Annotated in this window: 16 protein-coding genes and 1 pseudogene; 4 read left to right on the forward strand and 13 right to left on the reverse strand. The window is 43.9% G+C overall.

Features of this window, described 5'->3' with window-relative positions; all coding sequences use genetic code 11:
- The first annotated feature begins 47 nt into the window (after window positions 1-47).
- On the forward strand, window positions 48-827 hold the full coding sequence (gene cuyB / locus ACZ5V1_RS08275) for a cysteate racemase (RefSeq protein ID WP_464391453.1): 780 nt from the start codon (window positions 48-50) through the stop codon (window positions 825-827).
- A 99-nt stretch (window positions 828-926) separates the two neighbouring features.
- On the opposite strand, the gene ACZ5V1_RS08280 is transcribed toward cuyB, so the two are convergent.
- The 9 genes from ACZ5V1_RS08280 to ACZ5V1_RS08320 form a co-directional block, all read right to left on the reverse strand.
- Window positions 927-3,983, reverse strand: coding sequence for an efflux RND transporter permease subunit (locus ACZ5V1_RS08280; protein ID WP_464391454.1), 3,057 nt, complete (start codon window positions 3,981-3,983; stop codon window positions 927-929).
- A gap of 9 nt (window positions 3,984-3,992) precedes the next feature.
- On the reverse strand, window positions 3,993-5,078 hold the full coding sequence (locus ACZ5V1_RS08285; protein WP_464391455.1) for an efflux RND transporter periplasmic adaptor subunit: 1,086 nt from the start codon (window positions 5,076-5,078) through the stop codon (window positions 3,993-3,995).
- A gap of 8 nt (window positions 5,079-5,086) precedes the next feature.
- Window positions 5,087-5,701: a TetR/AcrR family transcriptional regulator gene (locus ACZ5V1_RS08290; protein WP_464391456.1), complete on the reverse strand. Its 615-nt coding sequence runs from the start codon at window positions 5,699-5,701 to the stop codon at window positions 5,087-5,089.
- A gap of 157 nt (window positions 5,702-5,858) precedes the next feature.
- A complete protein-coding gene (locus ACZ5V1_RS08295) occupies window positions 5,859-6,149 on the reverse strand; it encodes a hypothetical protein (RefSeq protein WP_290925335.1) in 291 nt (96 codons plus the stop codon).
- Between the two features lie 75 nt (window positions 6,150-6,224).
- Entirely contained in the window at window positions 6,225-6,851 is a 627-nt protein-coding gene (locus ACZ5V1_RS08300; RefSeq protein ID WP_464391457.1) for a 2-oxoacid:acceptor oxidoreductase family protein, read from the reverse strand.
- Between the two features lie 5 nt (window positions 6,852-6,856).
- Window positions 6,857-7,672 (reverse strand): 2-oxoacid:ferredoxin oxidoreductase subunit beta, encoded by an 816-nt coding sequence (locus ACZ5V1_RS08305; RefSeq protein ID WP_464391458.1) that lies wholly within the window; start codon window positions 7,670-7,672, stop codon window positions 6,857-6,859.
- A 7-nt stretch (window positions 7,673-7,679) separates the two neighbouring features.
- Window positions 7,680-8,825, reverse strand: a complete 1,146-nt coding sequence (locus ACZ5V1_RS08310) for a 2-oxoacid:acceptor oxidoreductase subunit alpha (protein WP_160714485.1) — start codon at window positions 8,823-8,825, stop codon at window positions 7,680-7,682.
- A gap of 2 nt (window positions 8,826-8,827) precedes the next feature.
- Window positions 8,828-9,175 carry a 4Fe-4S dicluster domain-containing protein gene (locus ACZ5V1_RS08315; protein ID WP_464391612.1) on the reverse strand — a complete coding sequence of 116 codons (348 nt, stop codon included), beginning with the start codon at window positions 9,173-9,175 and terminating at the stop codon, window positions 8,828-8,830.
- A gap of 467 nt (window positions 9,176-9,642) precedes the next feature.
- Window positions 9,643-10,356: a response regulator transcription factor gene (locus ACZ5V1_RS08320; RefSeq protein WP_464391459.1), complete on the reverse strand. Its 714-nt coding sequence runs from the start codon at window positions 10,354-10,356 to the stop codon at window positions 9,643-9,645.
- Between the two features lie 286 nt (window positions 10,357-10,642).
- On the opposite strand from ACZ5V1_RS08320, the gene ACZ5V1_RS08325 reads away from it, so the two are divergent.
- The 3 genes and pseudogenes from ACZ5V1_RS08325 (at window position 10,643) to ACZ5V1_RS08335 (ending at window position 12,910) form a co-directional block, all read left to right on the forward strand.
- Entirely contained in the window at window positions 10,643-11,242 is a 600-nt protein-coding gene (locus tag ACZ5V1_RS08325) for an RNA polymerase sigma factor (RefSeq protein WP_464391460.1), read from the forward strand.
- Between the two features lie 267 nt (window positions 11,243-11,509).
- Window positions 11,510-11,941 (forward strand): annotated as a pseudogene (locus ACZ5V1_RS08330) (flagellin N-terminal helical domain-containing protein); the annotation flags it as partial.
- A 732-nt stretch (window positions 11,942-12,673) separates the two neighbouring features.
- Window positions 12,674-12,910: a flagellin gene (locus ACZ5V1_RS08335; protein ID WP_464391613.1), complete on the forward strand. Its 237-nt coding sequence runs from the start codon at window positions 12,674-12,676 to the stop codon at window positions 12,908-12,910.
- A gap of 543 nt (window positions 12,911-13,453) precedes the next feature.
- Here ACZ5V1_RS08335 and fliD read toward each other — a convergent pair.
- From fliD to ACZ5V1_RS08355, 4 genes are all read right to left on the reverse strand, one after another.
- The gene (gene fliD / locus ACZ5V1_RS08340) at window positions 13,454-15,220 is read right to left on the reverse strand and encodes a flagellar filament capping protein FliD (protein WP_464391461.1); all 1,767 of its coding nucleotides are present in this window, start codon (window positions 15,218-15,220) and stop codon (window positions 13,454-13,456) included.
- Window positions 15,221-15,229: 9 nt separating this feature from the next.
- Entirely contained in the window at window positions 15,230-16,759 is a 1,530-nt protein-coding gene (locus ACZ5V1_RS08345; RefSeq protein WP_464391462.1) for a flagellin N-terminal helical domain-containing protein, read from the reverse strand.
- A gap of 15 nt (window positions 16,760-16,774) precedes the next feature.
- Window positions 16,775-18,817, reverse strand: a complete 2,043-nt coding sequence (locus ACZ5V1_RS08350; RefSeq protein WP_464391463.1) for a flagellar hook-associated protein FlgK — start codon at window positions 18,815-18,817, stop codon at window positions 16,775-16,777.
- A gap of 87 nt (window positions 18,818-18,904) precedes the next feature.
- Window positions 18,905-20,545: a flagellar hook protein FlgE gene (locus ACZ5V1_RS08355; protein ID WP_464391464.1), complete on the reverse strand. Its 1,641-nt coding sequence runs from the start codon at window positions 20,543-20,545 to the stop codon at window positions 18,905-18,907.
- Between the last annotated feature and the right edge of the window lie 127 nt (window positions 20,546-20,672).

The following is a 20,672-nucleotide window of genomic DNA, read 5'->3' on the forward strand; positions in this document are numbered from 1 at the left end:
GAACCGCAGCGTTGAAGTCAACGGCGCTGCGAGTTCATCAGGCAGTAATGCAAACTTTATTAGCTACAACGAATCGTTCTCTGTGTACTATCCCGCAACTTGAAACAGATGGTGTACAAATGAAAAACTCAACATACGAAAAAGTGGCTGGCATTCTAGGTGGCATGGGGCCGGAAGCTACGGTTGATCTGCTTAACCGCATTATTCAACTAACACCTGCAACGGACGATAAAGATCATGTCCGATGTATTATCGACAATAATCCCAAGGTGCCCTCCCGCATCAAGGCGTTAATCGATCACGTTGGGGAAAATCCGGGGCCATGTATGGCTGAGATGGCACAGAAGCTGGAGGAATGGGGAGCTGATTTTTTATGTATCCCCTGCAATACAGCACATTATTATTACGACTATGCGAACAATGCTGTTTCCATCCCAGTGGTAAACCTCATTGACTTGACCGTAGAACATGTTCTCAAAACAAATCCGAAAATCAAGCGGGTCGGCGTTCTTTGTTCAACTGCCGTCATTTCCACGAAGCTATATGAAAATGGATTCGGTGAAATGAATGTTGAAGTCATATATCCGGAAGAGTCATTTCAAACCAGCCTGCTCGAAGTCATAAAAAGCATCAAAGCTGGGGATACCGGCGCGGAGGTTCAGTCCTCATTTGCAAACATTGTTGCCAATGTAATTGAGCAAGGAGCTGAACTTATTGTGATAGCTTGTACTGAGTTAGGAATCATAAGTAATGATGTGTCATTTCCATTAGCAGATGCCACTAAGATATTAGCAGAAGAAATTATTGCGCGGGCTAAACACGTTTAGTTTTACTACCCACGAATTGTTCTACTAAACACTCATACTTCTCCCACGCTTTACCAAAAGGGCTGCCCACATCTGTGAGCAGCCCTTCTTTATTATTCGTTATACTTTTTGTCCTTGTGGCGGGATTCGCTTAATCCTGAAGAAGAGTGTGTACAGCACTGGAACAATCACAAGTGTAAGCACCGTCGCAAAGGTCAGGCCGAAGCAGATAGTTACAGCCATGGATGCCCAGAACCTATCAATAACAAGCGGGAGCATCCCGAGAACTGTAGACATAGCTGCCATAAGCACAGGACGAATACGACTGACGGATGATTCCAGTACGGCTGTATACGGTTCTTTCCCGCCTGCAATCTCCGCATCAATCTGATCAATCAAAATTACCGCATTCTTAATCAACATACCGGATAATGACAGAAAGCCCAGCAACGCAAGGAAACCAAATGGCTGTCGAGTCAGCAACAAGCCGGTCGTTACACCAATAATAGAAAGCGGAACCGTAAGCGCAATAATCAACGGCTGGCGGTATGCGTTAAACAACATAACCACCACAAGAGCCATAATCAGAAACGTTACAGGCAATCCTTTCGCAACATATGAGCGCGACTCATTAGACTTATCCCAGTCTCCACCCCACTCCAGAGTGTATCCGGCAGGCAAAACAAGAGACTCAATTGCCGGTTTGATTTTGCGACGCAAAGTTTCTGCAGTTCCGATCCGCGGATCGCATTGCACTGTGATTGCACGTTGATGATCTCTTCTACGAATGGTGGATTCTTCCCATCCTGTCGTAACATCAGACACAAGCTGCCCCATCGGAATACCTTGTGTAGATTTAGTATTGTATACTTGAAGCATACGCATATCTTCTACACGGTGGCGTTCGTTTTCCGGCGGGCGCAGAATTATCGGAAGTAGCTTGTTCCCTTCACGATAGACTCCCATCGGCACGCCGTCATAACCGCGCTTCATTGCCAATGCGACATCTTCACGGGTAACACCAACGCGAAGCCCCCGAGCCTGAGAGTACTCAGCCTCAATCACTTTCACAGACTGGCGCCAATCATCCCGCACATACTTTGCTGTAGGTTCAGCACGCATTACAGACTTTGCCTGCTCTGCGAGTTCATGGAGAACAGCCCGATCAGGACCTCTAAACCGTGCTTCGACTTTAAATTTAGCAGCGGCACCGAGTGGGAATTTGCGCACTCGCGGCTCAGCATACAAGAATTTCTCATCCAACTCTTTCTGAACAAAATCGATAGTCTCATCAAGACGCTCAGCACTGTTCATATTAAGAATCAACTGACCGTATGATGAGTTCGTAAACTCAGGCTCCAATGACAGATAAAAACGTGTTCCGCCGCCACCAACGAACGATGCCACACCTTCAATTGTAGGATAATCCAGCAGTGTCTTTTCTAATTTTTGCAAATCATCAGAGACAATTTCAACATTGGTTCCTTCCGGCAACCAATAATCAACAATCAGCTGAGGGCGGCGAGATTCTGGAAAAAATGTTTTATCAATATACTTAAAGTTAACAATCGCTGTCACCAGCAGAGCACCCATTATTGCAAGAGTTACCCAGCGGAAATGAATGCAAAGATCGAGTAACTTTTTATACGTTGTAAAAAAGACACCTGCATAGGGATCTTTGCCCTGCATATTTTCAGGTATTTTCAACCCTATGTAGCACCATAACGCAGAGACGGTCATCGCGAGTAGCCAGCTCACTAACAGTGACACGCCAACTACAACAAACAGCGATTCACAAAACTCACCTGTATTGTTGTCTGCAAGGTACACTGGTAAAAAGGCTAATGCCGCAACAATAGTTGCCCCGAGCAACGGCCATGCGGTTTCTGAATATGTTTCCTTGGCGGCCTGCATTCGACTTTTGCCGAGCTGCAACTTAATCAACATACTCTCAGTCACAACAATGGCATTATCAACCAGCATACCCAGTGCGATAATAAGCGCGCCAAGTGAAATTCGCTGCAAGTCAACGTGGAGCCCGCGCATAATAAGGAAGGTAGTTGCAATGGTCAGTAACAGCCCAAGCCCGATGAGTATTCCGCTTCGCATTCCCATGAAAATAAACAACAGGGCAACAACAATAAGCAATGCTGCGCCAAGGTTCATCATAAATTCATCAATGGATTTTTGAACAAGGTCAGACTGCATTGCAACGACAGAAATTTCCATACCGATTGGCAGAAATTCTTTCAGTTCTTCAATACGCGCCTTAACCGCCTCACCCATCTCAATAACGTTACCGCCTGAAACAGTTGAAGCCGCTATGCCAAGTGACGGCATACCATTAAAACGCATCTGCTTTGAGACAGGTTCAACATACCCCTTACGAATGGTTGCAATATCGCGCAGAAGCACCATTTTATCAGAGGCACCGTGACTTACAATCAGATTGCCTACAGCTTCGACACTGTTAAACTCACCATTTACAGCAAGACGTACGCGCTCACGACCAAGGTTCACGCTGCCTGAATCGACAACAAGGTTCTGTTTGTCCAGAGCATTAAAAACTGATGCCGGAGGAATGCCACGTTCTGAAAGTGATGTGCTTGAAACATCAACGTAAATGCACTCCTGTTGTGCACCCCAAATTTCAACCTTCGCGACGTTCTTAACCAGTAAAAGCTCTTTGCGAAGCTCATCAACTTGATCTTTTAATTCGGCATACGAAAATCCATCGCTGGTAACAGTAAGAAATACTCCGTACACGTCACCAAAGTCATCACGAATAATCGAAGGTTTTACTCCCGGAGGAAGCGTCGGCGCCACGTCGCGCATTTTCTTACGCAAGTCATCCCATATCTGTGGCAATTCTCGAGCGCGTTTACTTTCTTGAATATCAACCCAGACGACAGATAATCCGGGACGGGACATAGACCGGACATGCTTTAAGCTTTCCATCTGCTGAATCGCAGTCTCAAGCACGTCCGTCACTTCATCTTCAACCTGAATAGTACTGGCACCGGGGTATTGGGTGATAACAATGGCGGTCTTTAACGTAAATTCAGGATCTTCAAGCTTGCCCATCTGAAAATAAGAATACGCACCGGCAATAAAAAGAAGCAGTACAACAAACTGTGTTATTGCACGTTTTTTAATAGCTAATTCTGCTAAGTTCATGGCGACCACCTACTTACCGGAACTAAGCAGGCGCACTTTCTGACCAGCAGACAAATAGTGCGCTCCCGCAGTAACAACCCACTCATCTTTTTGAAGACCAGCAGTCACTTCAATACCATTGGAATAAACCTGTCCAGTGGTGACTGAACGGCGTTCAACCGAAGAGGTCGAAGAGTCAAATACCCAGACAGCAGACTGACCTTCAGCATTTGCCACAACTGCTGTTTCCGGCAGAATGTAATGAACGGTTACTCCTGTTTCAGCGAAATGTAGTGTAACGTTCGCAGCCATTCCCGGCAAAAAGCTTATATCTTTAGGGCGCTCAAATTGAACAGTTAATGGATATGTGCGAGTTTCGGGTTCTGCATCAAACGCAAGCTCTTTGACCTTAGCTGCTATGTGTTTACCCGGAAACGCTTCAAGTTCTACCGTGATATTCTGGAGTTCTTTTTGACGGATAACGAGATTATCAGGAAGTCCGATGGTTACTTCAAGATTCTCAATGTCCTGCAATTTCACGACTGGCTGTCCAGCTTGGATGGTTTGGTAGTTATCCATATATTTCGCTGAAATGTATCCACTAAATGGAGCTTCAAGTGATGCATAATCCAGATCAATTGTTGCTTTGTTAAGCTTTTCGGTCAGTGACTTCACTTTTGCCTGTGCGCTCTTATATGCGGCTTCTGCCTGATCAAAAGACGCCCTTGCTGCATTATCGTCTGCGACAAGTGTGCTGTAGCGTGAGTAGCTCAGCTTAGCTTCTGTCAGAGCAGCCTGAGCACCGAACAACTGCGCCTCAAGCCCGCGAACCTGAATTTTGTAATCTACAGTATCAAGAGCAGCAATCAGGCTGTCTTTTTTTACAAACTGCCCCATAACAATTGGGTAATTTGTAAGCTGACCACTCACACGAAAAGCCAGTGCCACCTCTGAAGTAGCCTCAACCTTACCCGGAAAAACACGGGTGGAGACCAGATCAGCTGGCGCTACCTTCATTGCTTTTACGGGGCGAATGACTTCTGTAACTTTTTTTTCTTCACAGCCAGTTAACAGCGGCACAAGACACAAAGCAATAATCACAATTTTCCGAAGCATGTTAACACCTACTCAGCTAATATACCATTTAGAAACAGATCATTAATGGAGGCAATCGTCTCATCATCAAACTCACCTCTTGTAGCCTCGCTTCGAACAATAGTCTGGCAAAAATCGAGGAACAATCGAGCAAGAACCTCTACGTTTACCGGCTTAAACAGCCCTGACTCTATCCCACGGGTAAACTGGATTATTAAATTCTTTTCAGCCATCTTTTGCCGTTCAGCAATCATGGCATCAACAACGTCATCTCCAGAGGAACCAAATCCATTTCCGACGATGTTGTACAACTTGATGTATTCGTACCGTTTTCTAAAAGCTGCGCGTCTTACCTGAAAAAAAGTTCCGATGATAGTCAGCGGGTCTGCGTCACTTTGAAAAACAGGACGCAATTCGCTTGATATATCCTCAACTACGCCGATCATAATTTCTCTAAATAATTCTCGTTTACTTGAGAAAAATTTATACAGCGTGCCAGTGGCAAATTCTGCCTCTGAAGCTATTTCCTGCATAGAAACTGAATGATACCCATGCTCTGCAAACAAACGCATTGCGGCATCCATAATTTCCTTTCTATGCTGTTCTCTCTCCCGTTCTTTACGGGACAACGGCGTGGTACTCATACATTCCTCATTCATTCTATGAATTACTATTCATTTTTCTAAGCAACCTTTTTTTTTCATAAATCCAAGGCAAATTCAATGTAAATAAAAAACTCCTGCAGATTTATAATCTGCAGGAGTTTTTTATTTACAACTAGTTATCCGATAATACTAGAAACTATTCTACGTCATCAACCCATTTGGTCAATGTCGCAATAATCTTTCTAGCCTGATCAGGACTTGAGATATTAAACTTGGACTGAGCACGATATTCGCCGTTCATTTTACGGTAACGACGGATCATGTATTTCTCCGGCCCATAGTCATCTTTTTTATTGTCCCACTGCTGGTAACGGAAAATGATGGTAGTCCATGCGCCTTTTGTAAGAACTTCTTTATCGAGTTCTTTTACAACAAGGAGACCACCCTCTTCATAATTAATAGTGAGTTCTTCAATTGTACTGCTCATGCTACTCCTCGCAATCTAGAAATATTGAGCTTGGCGTACTACGCTATCGGCTTCGGTGCAAGGAAATAGAAGAACCTAATCCTCAAATCCTTCCATCTCTTCCTCAGCACCGTTTTCTGCTGCTGACTGCCAGATTTCAGGCGCTTCGCCCAAATGACGCTTAGCCTCACGCAGTCCTAGATTGAATGCCTTAATGTTTAACGCTTGAATCTTTGGTGGCAATGTTTCTTCCAAAGACTTGCGAATAATTCTCGGTTCTGCAAACGAAAGTAAATGCGTTACTGCACCAAGAACTATTGTATTTAATGTTAATTCATTGCCAATTTTTTCTTTGGCCAACTTTGTAAAGGGGAGACCAACAAACTGGTTTGTCGGTGCATGCTGTACAAGTTCTGAATCAACTAATAACACGCCACCACGTTTAAGGGAACGATAGTACGCATTACAAGCTGGCTGTGACAACGCCACAAGCAAATCAAGATTTTCCGTTTTAGGAAAACTAATCGCGGAGCTGCTTATTACAACATCCGCCCTGCTTGAACCGCCTCGGGCTTCCGGCCCATAACTTTGTGTTTGCGTAACATTGTACCCATGCCCCAGCGCTAAGGAATGACCAAGCACACGGCCGAGCGTGATAAGCCCCTGCCCACCAGTGCCAGACAGACGAATCTCAAAACGCTCTATCTGCTGTAGCTCTTTCATGTGACTTACTCCTCTGCCTGCAAGGACTTGCGCATTTCATCATAGCGATCTTCAAGCCCCGGCCTATCGAGATTCTGGAAAATTCCCGTAGGGATTCTAGTATCACCTTCTTTACGGTTCTCAACCTTAACGGTGTTCTTCTTCAACCAGTTGTACATATCAACAACATGGCGGAATTTATTTTTACGACCGTACTGTGTCGGGCATGGTGACAGAGCTTCCAGAACAGAGAATCCCGGATGCATAATCGCCTGTTGCATTAATTTATCGAGTTGATTTGCATGGAAAGAGGTACTACGTGCCACAAAGTTTGCGCCAGCTGCTTTTGCTAATTCTACAGTATCAAAAGGCTGTTCCAGCGAGCCATATGGTGATGTCATCGACAAATCACCCTGCGGAGTCGCTGGCGAACACTGCCCGCCAGTCATTCCATAAATCTGGTTATTCAAAATGAGTGCAGTAACGCCAATGTTTCTGCGTGCTGCGTGAATAAGATGGTTACCGCCAATAGACAGTGCATCTCCATCACCCATCACACAGATCACATTAAGCTCTGGATTCGCCATTTTGATACCGGTAGCAAAGGTCAGTGCTCTACCGTGTGCAGTATGTACTGTGTTGAAATCAACATATACTGCCATACGACCGGAACAACCAATACCGGCAACAAGAACTACGTTGTCTTTTTGAAGCTGTAAGGCATGAACACTACGCACAAGAGAGCCCAGAACGATACCATGCCCGCACCCAGCGCAGAACACATGCGGGAACTTTTTATTATGCCGCAGATATTCGTGGATAAGTTTTGTAACGTCAGACATGTCACACCTACAGTATAGCTTTGAGGATTTCAGACGGAGTAATAATCTGCCCATCCACACGGTTCAAAGTGCGGATACGGGAACGCCCGTTATTCACACGCTTCACCTCGCGGGACATTTGTCCCATATTCATTTCCGGCACAAGGAGATGCTCACACTGCATACATAATTTTTCTACAGCCGGACGTGCAAACGGGAATAAAGTTTTCAAAGTCAGCAACCCGACTTTATGCCCGCGTTCCCGAGCCTGATCCACTGCATGGTGGGCAGAACGGGCAACACAGCCATATGCAATAACTGCATAATCAGCATCTTCAAGACAGTATTCGTCTACCAGTACAACATCATGGTAGTAATTATCGATTTTCCGGAACAATCGAGTCATAAACTCGTTGACCTCGTCCGGTCGTGAGGTCGGATATCCCATCTGGTCATGAGTAAGCCCTGTAACATGGCATCGATACCCCTGCCCGATCGGAGCCATTGCAGGAACACCGCGAGCTGCTTCTGCATACGGCTTGAACCATTCAGGTGGTACTGCAGGCTGCATACGTGACAGAACTTCCAGTTCATCTTCGAAAGGTATAGTAATTTTTTCTCTGGTATGAGCCGTCACTTCATCGATCAACAAAATTACCGGAGTGCGGTACTTTTCTGCCATATTGAACGCAACAACAGTCATTTCCAGACATTCTTGAACAGTGGATGCGGATAGCACGATAATCGGGTGGTCGCCATGCGTTCCCCAGCGTGCCATCTGTACATCACCCTGTGCTGGTGATGTCGGCAAGCCGGTACTTGGGCCACCGCGCATTACGTTTACAATAACAAGCGGTGCTTCCACCATACAGGCGTACCCGATGAGTTCCTGCTTAAGTGAAAACCCCGGGCCGGAAGTAGCAGTCATTGCCTTACGACCAGTTAACGAGGCACCTATGGCTGCACCCATACTGGCGATTTCATCTTCCATTTGTAAAAAAACACCATCTTCAGTACGTGGCAGGCGTTGCGCCATAATCTCCATGATCTCTGTAGATGGTGTTATAGGGTACCCCGCATAAAACGTGCACCCGGCCAATAGTGCTCCCTGAGCAACGGCCTCGTTGCCCTGAGCAAATAACTCTTTTCTTTTCCTACGCCTTCTGTGAGCCATATCTAGCCCTCTGCAACTGTTTTTTGAGGAGTTAAGTCTGATTCGCCCGATTTGCCCAATTCGCAAGGTTCGCTTGTTTTACCAGCACCGCCAGTTTCACCCGGCTCACAGCTAGTTCTACAATGCACACCGTTTCTAGAAACATTCGGTCTGACCGCAATCGCAAAATCCGGACAGTGAAGTTCACAAAAACCACAGTTAATACACTCTTCCGGTCGAACCACCTCGGCTTTACCTAGCGCATTAAGTTGAAGAACCTTCCCCGGACAAAATGCGACACATAAGCCACATCCTTTACACCAATCCGGGTACACACACACAAAAGTTTGGCCTTTATTCTTCTTTGGCATTGCCGCACCGGCACCTGTAGATTGTGGTGGCATTGCCACCGATGAAACCAAGCTCTCAACTTACCCAAAGCAAGAAGAGAGGAACCTTAAAGCTAGGGGGAAAGTACCATGAACAAATTGTACAAAATACTTACCTAGGCTGTTACATGCTGCTTCAGCTCACTGCAAGACAATTTAGATAATTTTGTCAGCAATAATATACTTTTATACAAACAATACTGCTTTGACGGTGTTTGACTTTTCAATCACCCACTTTTGCTCCCTATGAAAACATCAAGTGGGTAAAGTGTAACAAACAATTAAATACGTCTGGCACATATTGTCCTTACTACTTGTTTCACACCAATTTTCCGCTATATTTTCAAACAAAAAAAAGCTGAGGATGAGCATCCTCAGCTTACAAGCATTATTGTAACATTATATATACAGGCTTCAGTCTAAAAATAATCCGCCTGTTCTTTGTAACTTTATTCGTCTGTTTTCTCTTCCAATGGCATGCTATAAAAATACCCGACGCCGCGCACAGTTACAATACGCTCTGTCCTGTCGCCTACGTCTCCAAGCTTTTTTCGCAATTTGCTAATGTGCACATCAATACTGCGGTCATATGGCGCAAGTTCTTTGCCCAGCGCTTTTAAAGAAATTAAGTCGCGAGGAACAGTTTGACCGGAAGCATCAATCAACATTTCAAGAATAACATATTCAACATGCGTTAGGCCAAGACTTGCTCCGCTACGGCGAACAAGCCTTGCACTGGTATCAATCTCGACACCATCAAACATGTAATTACGGCTACGCACAACCGAACCAACATAATTTGTACGACTTCTGCGCAGAATACTTCGGACACGGGCAATTAATTCCCGTTCTACTATCGGCTTCAATAAGTAATCATCTGCCCCCATCTCCAGCGCGACGATCTTATCGACGTTATCTGGGCGGGATGACAATGCTACTATGGGAATTTGGGACTGACTCCGCATTGATGCTAGAAAATCAAACCCATTCATATCCGGCAAACTCATCTCCATTATCAGCAGATCATACGCGCCAGTAAGCTCTAACGCAGCAACTTCTGCCGCGCTCTCACATACTGTACACGAGAAACGTTCTTCTCTCAGTGCCGCTGCATAGGCACCGCACGTTTCTTTATCTGAATCAACTAACAACAGAGAATACATATAATGTCCTAGTGGGCATTTTTTTCCGATGCCCGTCTTCTTTACATAGATAATACAAAATTAGTGCCAACCAGCCCGTACTAAGAACAACTATATATAGATAGCTGAAAAGTACCGCCAATAGCCGTGTACACGTTCTAAAGAAATATTAATAAAGTGGAAAGCGAAAGGTTACACCTTATTGGCATAGTCCGTGCTTTAGTAATAGCAAATAGGAATTTTACCTCACTGTGTGGCAATTTTTTCCGTCCGTCTTCTTTAGGAAAGAACACACTTGGAGGATTACATGGAATCTACTATTACTACAGAACGCACTATTACTTCTGCTCAGTGCCCAGCACCTACAAAAGCAAACTCTAAAGATGAGTACCTTGTTGCGTTATGCATTGAAGGTAATCAGAACGCATGGAATCGTTTTGTTTCTGAATTTGGTGCAATTATCCGCCATGCCGTAACATGGACTCTTACACACCACGGTGTGGCAAAGGATGCTTCAGATGATGTCGTTCAGGATATATTTTTCCGTCTTATCAAATCAGAATACAAACTACTTGAAAACTGGGACAGTTCTCGCGGAACATTAAAGACATGGCTCGCAGTTGTATCCAGAAGTGCAGCTATTGATTTCATCCGAACAGATCGAACCTATTTATATGATACCCTCGATGAACACGAGAACATTAAAGCAGACATGAGCGATCTTATGGATATGCCAGAATTGCCGCTCAACATTCTTTCAACTCGACAAAAAAGTGTGCTCCAATGCTTATACGGCGAAGGACTCACCGCAGTAGAAGCAGCAAAGCAGCTTGATATTCATCCTCAGACTGTTCGAAGCATCCATCACACAGCCTTGCAAAAGCTTCGTTCAGCAATGTTCCATTAAGAACTTTAATCTCTCCTTACTACATAATTAAGCTTTAAAAGCTCCCATTTAGAGAAATGGGAGCTTTTTTACTTTTAAACACACACCATTAACATGCTGATTATTAAGAGTTTATTTTTTAAGCTTTAAAAAAGCATAAGAAAAGCAAAAAAATCTATTTATTTTGTAAACCTTTTTCCACTGGAGACGATTAGATATGTAACACGGCACTCATGGATGAGAGCCAACTACAAATCATTATTCAATATCTTCACGGAGGAAGTTATTATGGCATTAGCAATCAACAACAACCTGATGGCGAACAACGTTACCCGTAACCTGCAGGGTCACTACGGCAAACTTAGCACTTCCACTCAGCGTTTATCTTCCGGTCTTCGTGTTAGCTCTGCAGCAGACGATGCAGCTGGCCTCGCAATTCGCGAACTTATGCGCGCAGACATCGCAGCTCTCGGTCAGGGTGTTCGTAACGCAAACGACGGTATCTCCATGATCCAGACTGCGGACGGCGCACTCGGCGTTATCGACTCCAAACTTATCCGCATGAAAGAGCTTGCAGAACAGGCATCTACTGATACATACACTGCTGATCAGCGCACTCTGATCAACCAGGAATATCAGGCAATGGCTAAAGAAATCACTCGTATCGCTGAAGATACAGATTTCAACGGTAAAAAATTGCTTAATGGCGATGCAGGAAGCTTCTCCACAATTACAGGTCACGCTGATGTGACCGCAGCTGACGTAGCTATTAGCAAAACAGGCAGCTACCACACTGCAACAATGACTGCTGCCACTGATATTGTTGTAAAAAACAGCAACCGTTTTGGTTTTGATCTTGAAACAACTTACACTGGCGCTATTGGCAAAAAAGTGTCTTACACTCAGTCTGACACCGCAATTGATGCTGTTGGTAAAAAAGTAGTTGTTGACACAGCAAACACTGATGCAGCAATTGGTGGCAACACAGTTGCTTCTAATGCTGACCTTACAGCAAAATATTTAGCTGCAAAAAATGCTGGCACATTGACTGTTGAAACTTCTGCTGATGGTGGCAAAACCTGGACCCAGAAAGCTCTTGGTGCAAACGTTGTTACCACTGCTGGTCATGATATGCGTATCACCATTAATGATGGTGAAAACAAGCGCGTTGACACCATTTCTAACGGTACAGCAGGTGTCCTCACTTTTACTGTTGCCACAGGTGCATTAACAACTACCACTGACGCAACTGCTGAAATGTCTGTTGAAACAAAAGTTTCTACTACTACCAACATTCACTTTGGTTCTAGCAGCGCCGGAACAGACAACTACAGTGCTGAAATTGGTCGTTCTGACGCAACCTCTCTCGGTGTAGGCGAAGCTGCACAGGATGACGTTCTTTCAAAAGATTCTGCGAAAATGGCTCTTGACAACATCAACAAAGCTATTTCAATGAAAGACTCTACTCGTGCTGACCTTGGTGCAACTCAGAACCGTCTTTCTGCTACCATTGAGAATATCTCCATTCAGAAAGAAAACCTTCAGGCTGCTGAATCCCGTATCTCTGACGTAGACGTAGCAACTGAAATGACTGAATTCAACAAGCAGCAGATTCTTGCTAACGCAGCAATTTCCATGCTTTCTCAGGCAAACAACCTGCCTAAGATGGCTCAGAAACTCCTCGGTTAGTAAGAACATCAGCTCTTACTCGCAAGTTACCCCTGCCTCATTCGAGGCAGGGGTTTTCTTTTGTGTTTTGTGGACGACAGAGACAGCTCTGGAGAGCGACGAAACATGGATATAAACAATCAACACGTATTCCAATTTAATCTAGCACAATACGCATGCCACTAACTGAGTACACGTCAGAATTATAAGCCCACCGTCCATGATCCCCTTCAACCATCTGTACTTAAATACGATGCGCTTAACCATGAGAATCAGCACTTATTCAAAACAGTTACCAAATAAAAACAAATTAACAACCTAAACCTGATCACTGGGTCAGCACTACAATACCAAGATGTGACATGATTTCACAATAACCAAAGACAATACACAATTTAGTCATTCAGTTCAGACCAACTGCAAACGAATAGATATCGAGACGAAGCCCACCTGTTCCTCGTACTAAACCACATATCGCTACCTGTATCATTTAGTGTACCAGCCAAACTTATTCAAAAAAAAGGTGGCATCCTTTGGATACCACCTTGAGTACTTCGAGTACGTCTAATCTTTATCAGCTATCTGGCTCTTCAACTGGAAATCCAACATCTTCTGGATATTTTGATATTGCGATAAAGTCTTTTCAGTCTTTGCATACTGTGCAATCAATCGTTTTTCTAAGGCATCAACGCGAGCCAACTCATCCGTCATCTTCTTTTTAAGACCGTAAACAGGATGGTCTATCTGATCCTTATACCCTTTAAGCATTACATTGAAGGTTCCGGTGCCAGCCGCTGTAATATCGTCTAGCGCCTTAATAGTTTCTTTTACTTTACCTTCTTTAATCGTAACACTTGCAGAATGTACTCCCGCAGAGGTATCAACAACCTTAAAACTCAAACCTTTTGCGTCACCTTCCGTGATTGTTGCAATTTGCTTGGTCGCATCATATCCAACCTCTCGATCAAACCCATTAACCTTCATGGTAATAGTATTTGAATCTCCAGTTGCCGGTAATGCCCCACCGTCGTATTCAATGGAATAACTTCCTGCAGTTGTTAATCCTAATGCATACATGCTGTTATTAAATTCTAACACAGAGGTGTTACTGCTGGCTCCCTGTCCACTTGCAGCAAAAACATTTGCAACTGCTTCTGGATCTGCCTTTAAAAGATCCATAAACGTTTGCGTGCCGCCTTGGTTTACTGCAGCAGTTTTTTCAAACTCAAGCTTGCCTAAATTTTTATCATCTGTGCGCGCTATGGTTTTAATTCCAAGAGTACTTAAAGTCGCATAGAGATCATTCCCCACACCATTACCTTGAATAAAACCATCAGCTTGAGTGGTTAAAATATTTTTTAGTGTATTTTCGACTGATTTAATTTGTGAATTACCTTTTAAACTGTATTTCACACCTTTTTTGTCTAATTCTTCGTTCTTGTAGTTTTTAACAAGATCAAAACCAGTACGAAGTTCATTTGTAAGCTGAACAAATTTTTCTACATTACTAACAATAGCATCAAAATCTGTATCAACTTTCAGGACTACGTTATCACCAACCGCATTCAAGTTATACGTAACACCCTCTGTTACATCACTAATTGAATTAGAGCCACGCTGAAGCTCAATCCCATCAAGGGTAAATTTTGCATTTTTAGAATCAGCAGGAACTACATCAGGAGTCCCACCAGGCAAAGGCGTTGCCGGATCTGCCTGCCCTTGGAGCACAGCCTTAAGTTCTGGTGACAGCTCAATGTTATGCCCAGCACCTAAATCCATTCCCCGCATCTGAAGTTTAAACTTCGAATCATGCCCTAGATCTACAACTGAAGTCTTAACCTTGTTGCCCGAAGCTACAGAAATAGCATTGGCAAGTTCTTTGGTTGTCATTCCAGACTTAACATTTACAGTATACTCTGTGCCGTCATACTTAAATGTCATTGGCGTATCAGCCGCGGTATACGCAACATCACCTAGGTCATTGGAAGTGACAGTAGCAACTGCTGCAAGCTCTGTTACATTTAGGGAATGTACCCCTTCTTCAGCCCCTGCCTTAACTGTAGCAGTTGCGATATCAGTTTTAGAAGAAGTAACTTTTTTGACAAGAAACTCATCAATGGTGTCCATTGATTCGAGTTGTTTCTTGTAGGTTACAAGGGTGCGGTTCAACCCTTCAATTTGATCTTTTTTGAAAGTTGTTTCGGCTTCCTGTTTCGAAAGCTGGTTGTAGCGAAATTTTTCTGTTTTAACTGTCGCATCAATGATGGAGTTAAAATCCGTTTTTGTTGCCCAACCTGCAAAAACCGTTTTGGATGACCAGTAATCAGACATGACTCACTCCTACCTCAAAAAGTCGAGCAGGCTCATATTCATAACTTTTGCACTCGTTGAGAGAACAGATTTATAAATATATTTTGCTCGGTCAGATTCAGTTGTCACTTTTGTAACATCAACATCTTGAATAGCAGAAATCCGTGCTGCTGTGGAAATCTTGCTTTTGCCATGTGCATCGAGCGCAAATTCTAAGCGGTTTTGTCTTCCACCTAGTACGCCTGTTTCGGTAGTAATATGCTCATTTGCGAGCTTAAGGTTACCTAAACATTTCTTCACACCTTCCTGATCGTCCATTTCTAAAGAAGCTATAAGATTTCCTACAACTTCAAAGATATTTTTTTCTGGATCAAGTCCATTAACAGGTCCTGATGCACCCGTTGCTTTGTCTGCATATACTCCACCAAAGAAGTTTGAGCCTACACTGTTGACCTGAACACTATTGCCTTCACTAATTTCTACACGAATAGCGGAGTCGATTGGATTAACAAGAAACTGCTCACCCTTAAGTAAAGCACCCATGCCACCTACATCAATCTGTCCACCGGGGATGTTCAAAAACTGATCTGATGACGCTGCTGCTCTAATCCAAGATTCGCCGTTATCAAGGCTATAGGAATATTCAAGTGAGCCTATTGCCGGAGCAGGTAGGACCGGAGCTGGGACAGTTCCAGGGATACTTACTGAAGGATCATTTTCAATTCGGATGGCTACCGGGCTTTTAAACACACCTTTTGCTACTGGATTAAGTCCAGCGTTTGCACCGTAATATGCGGTCTTTGCTTCGCCATCAATTGAACCTGTATAGATTGCAGCTGGTCTAATTACCATAGTGGTATCCTGCTGAATCTGTTCACCTGATGCGAAGTTTACTTCGACTCCGCCAAGCTGCACTGAAAGTGTGCCTGCACCTGCTGGAATCGTTGCGTCTTTCCAAGTTGTTCCGCCATCCTCTGAGAACTTAAATGGGATAGGAGCTACTCCGACGTTTTGAGTCGCTGTCGGCACTGGAAATTTAATTGCGACACTTTTTTCAGCATCACCCTTAATACTGTGTACAAGAGTCTGGTTAGCATTTTTAACAGTTGCCCCCAGACCTACTTCGTACGCTGGCTTATTGATCGCAGCACCTGCAAATAATGAGTTACCTGCGTAATCGCCATTGGTAAGACCAACAAGTTGAACCTGAAGTTCCCGGAGCTCTGTTGCGATCAAATCACGCTGTTTATCTGTAACCGTACCGGTTGAACCCTGGTTTGCCAGTGCCTGCATACGGATAATAGTGTTGCTGATAGTGCCCAGCTGTTCGTTTGCAGTATCAAGCCAGCCTTTCGCGCTTTGAATATTCTCATCATACTGAGCTAATGAGTTAATGTGAGATTGTAAGTCGAGCACCATAGCAGCGCCGCTTGGATCATCAGAAGGACGGTTAATACGCTTCTGACTTGCAGACTGTTCACCCAAGCGAAGAATATCGCTCATTGAACTGCTTATTCCATTAATGGACTGAGTGAATAACATACTACTGGCAATACGCATTGTAACTCTCCTACACTAAGACTTCAGTCTAAGGATGGTGTCAAACATTTCATTTGCAGTGGTGATCAACTTAGATGCAGCATCAAAACTATTTTTATACTTAGTTAAGTTCATAAGCTCTTCATCTTTGTTTACACCGGCCTCAGACTGCTGACGCTTCTCAAGGTCTTTACTTACAGTCTCATTATAAACTTTGTTACGTGATGCACCATCCATATCAGAACCAACAAGTGCAGTCAGAGCACTTAAATGTTGTGAAAAGGTTGTTGAAGTACTGGTGTGAATAGTGTCTAAAGTAACAGATTTATCCATTATCTTATGCAAAGCAACCGCATTCGTGTTATCACCGCTGTTAACAAGCCCAAGACCGTTAACAACTGCAGCATTGATTCGTTTAGGATCACTCTTAATACGTGCTTCTAACTCGACATCAGCAGTACTGGAGCCACTGAAGTATGTATTAAGCCCCGTTGCTGCAAGAACACCTGATGTATCTCCTGCAAATTCGAAGCTTCCATCAGCGGTTCTTGATTTCAGCTTTAACTTACCACCTTCAATGGTAGCCAACATCTTTGGGGCGCCAGTCGGTGTATCGTTAATTTTGTCAACAAGCTGTTGCAAACTCATGCCTGGAGTTACGGCAATTTCGACACGTCCACCATCTGGAGCACCCTGCGCTGTATATGTTTGAAAACTTAGCGTACCGTCAGTGATCTTTTTCCCGTACTCTAAATTCGACTTATTTAACGCTACGGTTGAGTCAACAACGGCATTGGAACTTACTGTTTCTTTGTAGTGTTCAAGTCCAGCACCCTGTGAATGCTGATAGTTTGTCTGCCAAATGAGCTCTTTTGCAAACGCATCCATTCGTTCGCGGTAACTGACAATCCCACTATCTCTGGCTGCCAACAATCCGCCAAGACGACCACCACTAAGACGGCCAGCCTCGTTACCGTATCCACCCAGCGGTGTAATGTTCACAAGATGCGCAGTGGTTTTTTTCCAGTAAAGAGCATCTTTAGCAACGACGTTAAAGGAGTCTGTTTTTGATAACGCAGTAGCCGGAGCTGAATTTTCAAACCAAATTGAAACTCCGTTCACAACTATCTTATTATCCACATCGCCGGACATAAACTTGCGCTCAACACCATTTTCATCTGTAAGCCAAGTTTTCCCGCCGTCTGTGGAGACCCTAAACTCTGCGGTACCAACTGCCCCTGTATTAAGCATCTCAACCTTAAGCTCTTGCGAGCTCTGGCCTTCAAACTTAATCTCACCTGTAAAGGCTGAACCCGATGTTAAATTACTAGTTGCTTCAGGACCTTTCTGGACTAATTCAAAAGCTTCAATGCCATCTACAAGCGTTTGACCAGCTTGAGTAATCACTGTGAACGAACCATCAGTCTGATGAATTGATTTAACGGGAAGCAATTCACCTAATTTACGAACTTTACGATCTCGTTCATCCTGTAAAACGAGGTTTTCCGGCTGCGCCATGATGCTTCGATTCAATTCTGCGAGATCGTTAATCAAACCGTTCGCATCAGCAACGCCAAGCTCAATCGCCTTATCAGTTGCCTGCTGTTCCTGCTTCAAGGAAGCGCTCATTGTATGCAGCATAGTTGCTAAGGTGTTCGAGTACTCTGAAAGCTCCATACGGTATGCAGAACTATCTGCATCCTGTGTGAGCGCATTCCAGCTTGAAAAGTACTTATCAAGCGCAGCAGAAAGTCCATAATCTTTATCGCCCTGCTTAAACAAAGATTCAACACTGTACAGAGTTTCAGCTTTTGCATTCCAAAACTGCTGTTGACCATTAGCAGCTAAAAACTGCTGTTCAACAAAGTAATTGTAATGACGATTAAGATTCACTGCTTCTGCGCCAGTACCAAACTGTAAGCCATTGCGCATAATCGGTGAACGTGAAGCATAGTTCACTGTAGTGCGTGCATAGCCTTTTGTATTCTCATTGGCGATATTATTACTGGTAACGCTGATGCCAAGCTGGGCATTCATCATTGCATTGTTACCGATAGACATAAGATCATAAATAGACATTCTGTGTGCTCCTCTTAACTAACCGGGTGTGCCGTTACATTCCTAAGCCGCTACGTTGTTTTAGCAACGGCACATCAAATCAACTGACTATCGTTTGAGATTAATTGCTTCCTGAAGCATCTCATCAGATGTTGTAATCACCTTAGAGTTAGACTGATAACCACGCTGAGTAGTAATCAATTTAACCATCTGGCGAGACATATCTACGTTAGACAGTTCCAAGGTATTAGAGGACACAGTACCAAGACGACCTGTGTTCGCTGTGCCAATAACAGCCTCACCTGAAGAGGTACTCTGAGAGAAAAGGTTACCACCCTGAAGAGAAAGCCCCTGTCTGTTAGCAAAGTCTGCAAGACCAAGAACAAACAATTCTTCTTTACGGCCATTTGAGTAACGACCAGATACAACACCGTTTCTATCAACAGTTACTTCCTGAAGAAAACCTGCGGTATAGCCATCCTGACTCATGCTGTGAGTAGTAGAAGCGAGATCATATGAGGTAGCAGATTTATTAGTCTTATTAATATCTGCAGTTGCAATACTTGCAATATTCGCAACATTTGTCTCAGCAGTTGCCATTGTTTCAGTAGCGTTCACATACTGTTTGGTAGCACTTTTTGAGCTCATACCGAAATCAAGAGCAATTCGCTCGGGTTTTTCGCCAGAAGACACATCATTAGTGTCGTTCACACCAGTAAGGTTAGAGAAGTTAGCAGTAAAAATCGGAAAACCATTTTCGTCAAACTCAGCAGGCTTCCAGTTTGCTTTATCGTCTGCGTTAGCAGGGGTGGCAAGAGCACCTGCGTCATAAGTGTAAGCAGACATATTTTCCATTGAACCTGCGCTATTAAAGCTCATGGTTCCCGCCATCAAAATACCCTTTGTTCTTCTTGTTGATGCAGGTACCGCAGGTGGGCCCACAACAGCAGGAACTTCCATTGCAGTACGGCCATCTTCATCAGGGTTGGCTGTAACAATGTATTCCCAAGTAAGCTTACCGTCTTTATCTCTCGCTTTATCAAAATAAACGGTTACTTCATGAGCAGAACCGGCTTTATCAAAAACATTAATTGTTTTCTGATAGGAATATGTATCATCACCAAGCGGCTTTGCTGGAGAGGCAGCCCCATCCCACTTTGAAAAAAGTGCAAACATGTCAGTAGCCTGAGTGCCTGTTGGAGCAACTGCTGGTGTCGTTTTATCAGCAGCTTTTTTAGACAGGTTAATTGAAAGAGACACTATAGATGATTCTTTTGGTTCGGACTGGAATGAGTCCAGTTTAAGATCACCAATCGCACCCTTTGTAACAGAAGCTTCTGTTTTACCAGCTTCCCAACCCTGAACTCTCAATCCCTGAGGGTTAACAAGATAGCCATCTTTGTTAAAATTGAAGTTACCAGCACGTGTGTAATATTTAGAACCATTTAAGGAGTCATTCACCATGAAGAAGCCACGGCCACCGAGAGCAACGTCTGTTACAGAACCGGTATTTTCGTATGCACCCTGTGAAAAATCCTGATAAATAGATGAGACACGAGCACCGTGACCAATCTGACCAACGGATGCGCCCAATGTCTTGCTGGAATAGAAAAGATCTTCAAACTGAACGTTTCCGCTCTTAAAGCCTACAGTACTTGTGTTAGCAATGTTGTTACCGAGCACTGACATGCGCTCTGCGTGAGTAGTAAGACCAGAAATGCCAGTGTACATAGATCCCATAACGCTCATAAATGCCTCCTTAGAAGCCGTAAATTCTGTGGGTAAATTTTGCCTATAATTTTATGTAGTTTTGTTAAGAAGGTGGGGTAAAAAATTCCGTCACCCTCTTAATAATTAACTCTATATTTATAGTAGG

The sequence above is a fragment of the Halodesulfovibrio oceani subsp. galateae genome, assembly GCF_055397225.1.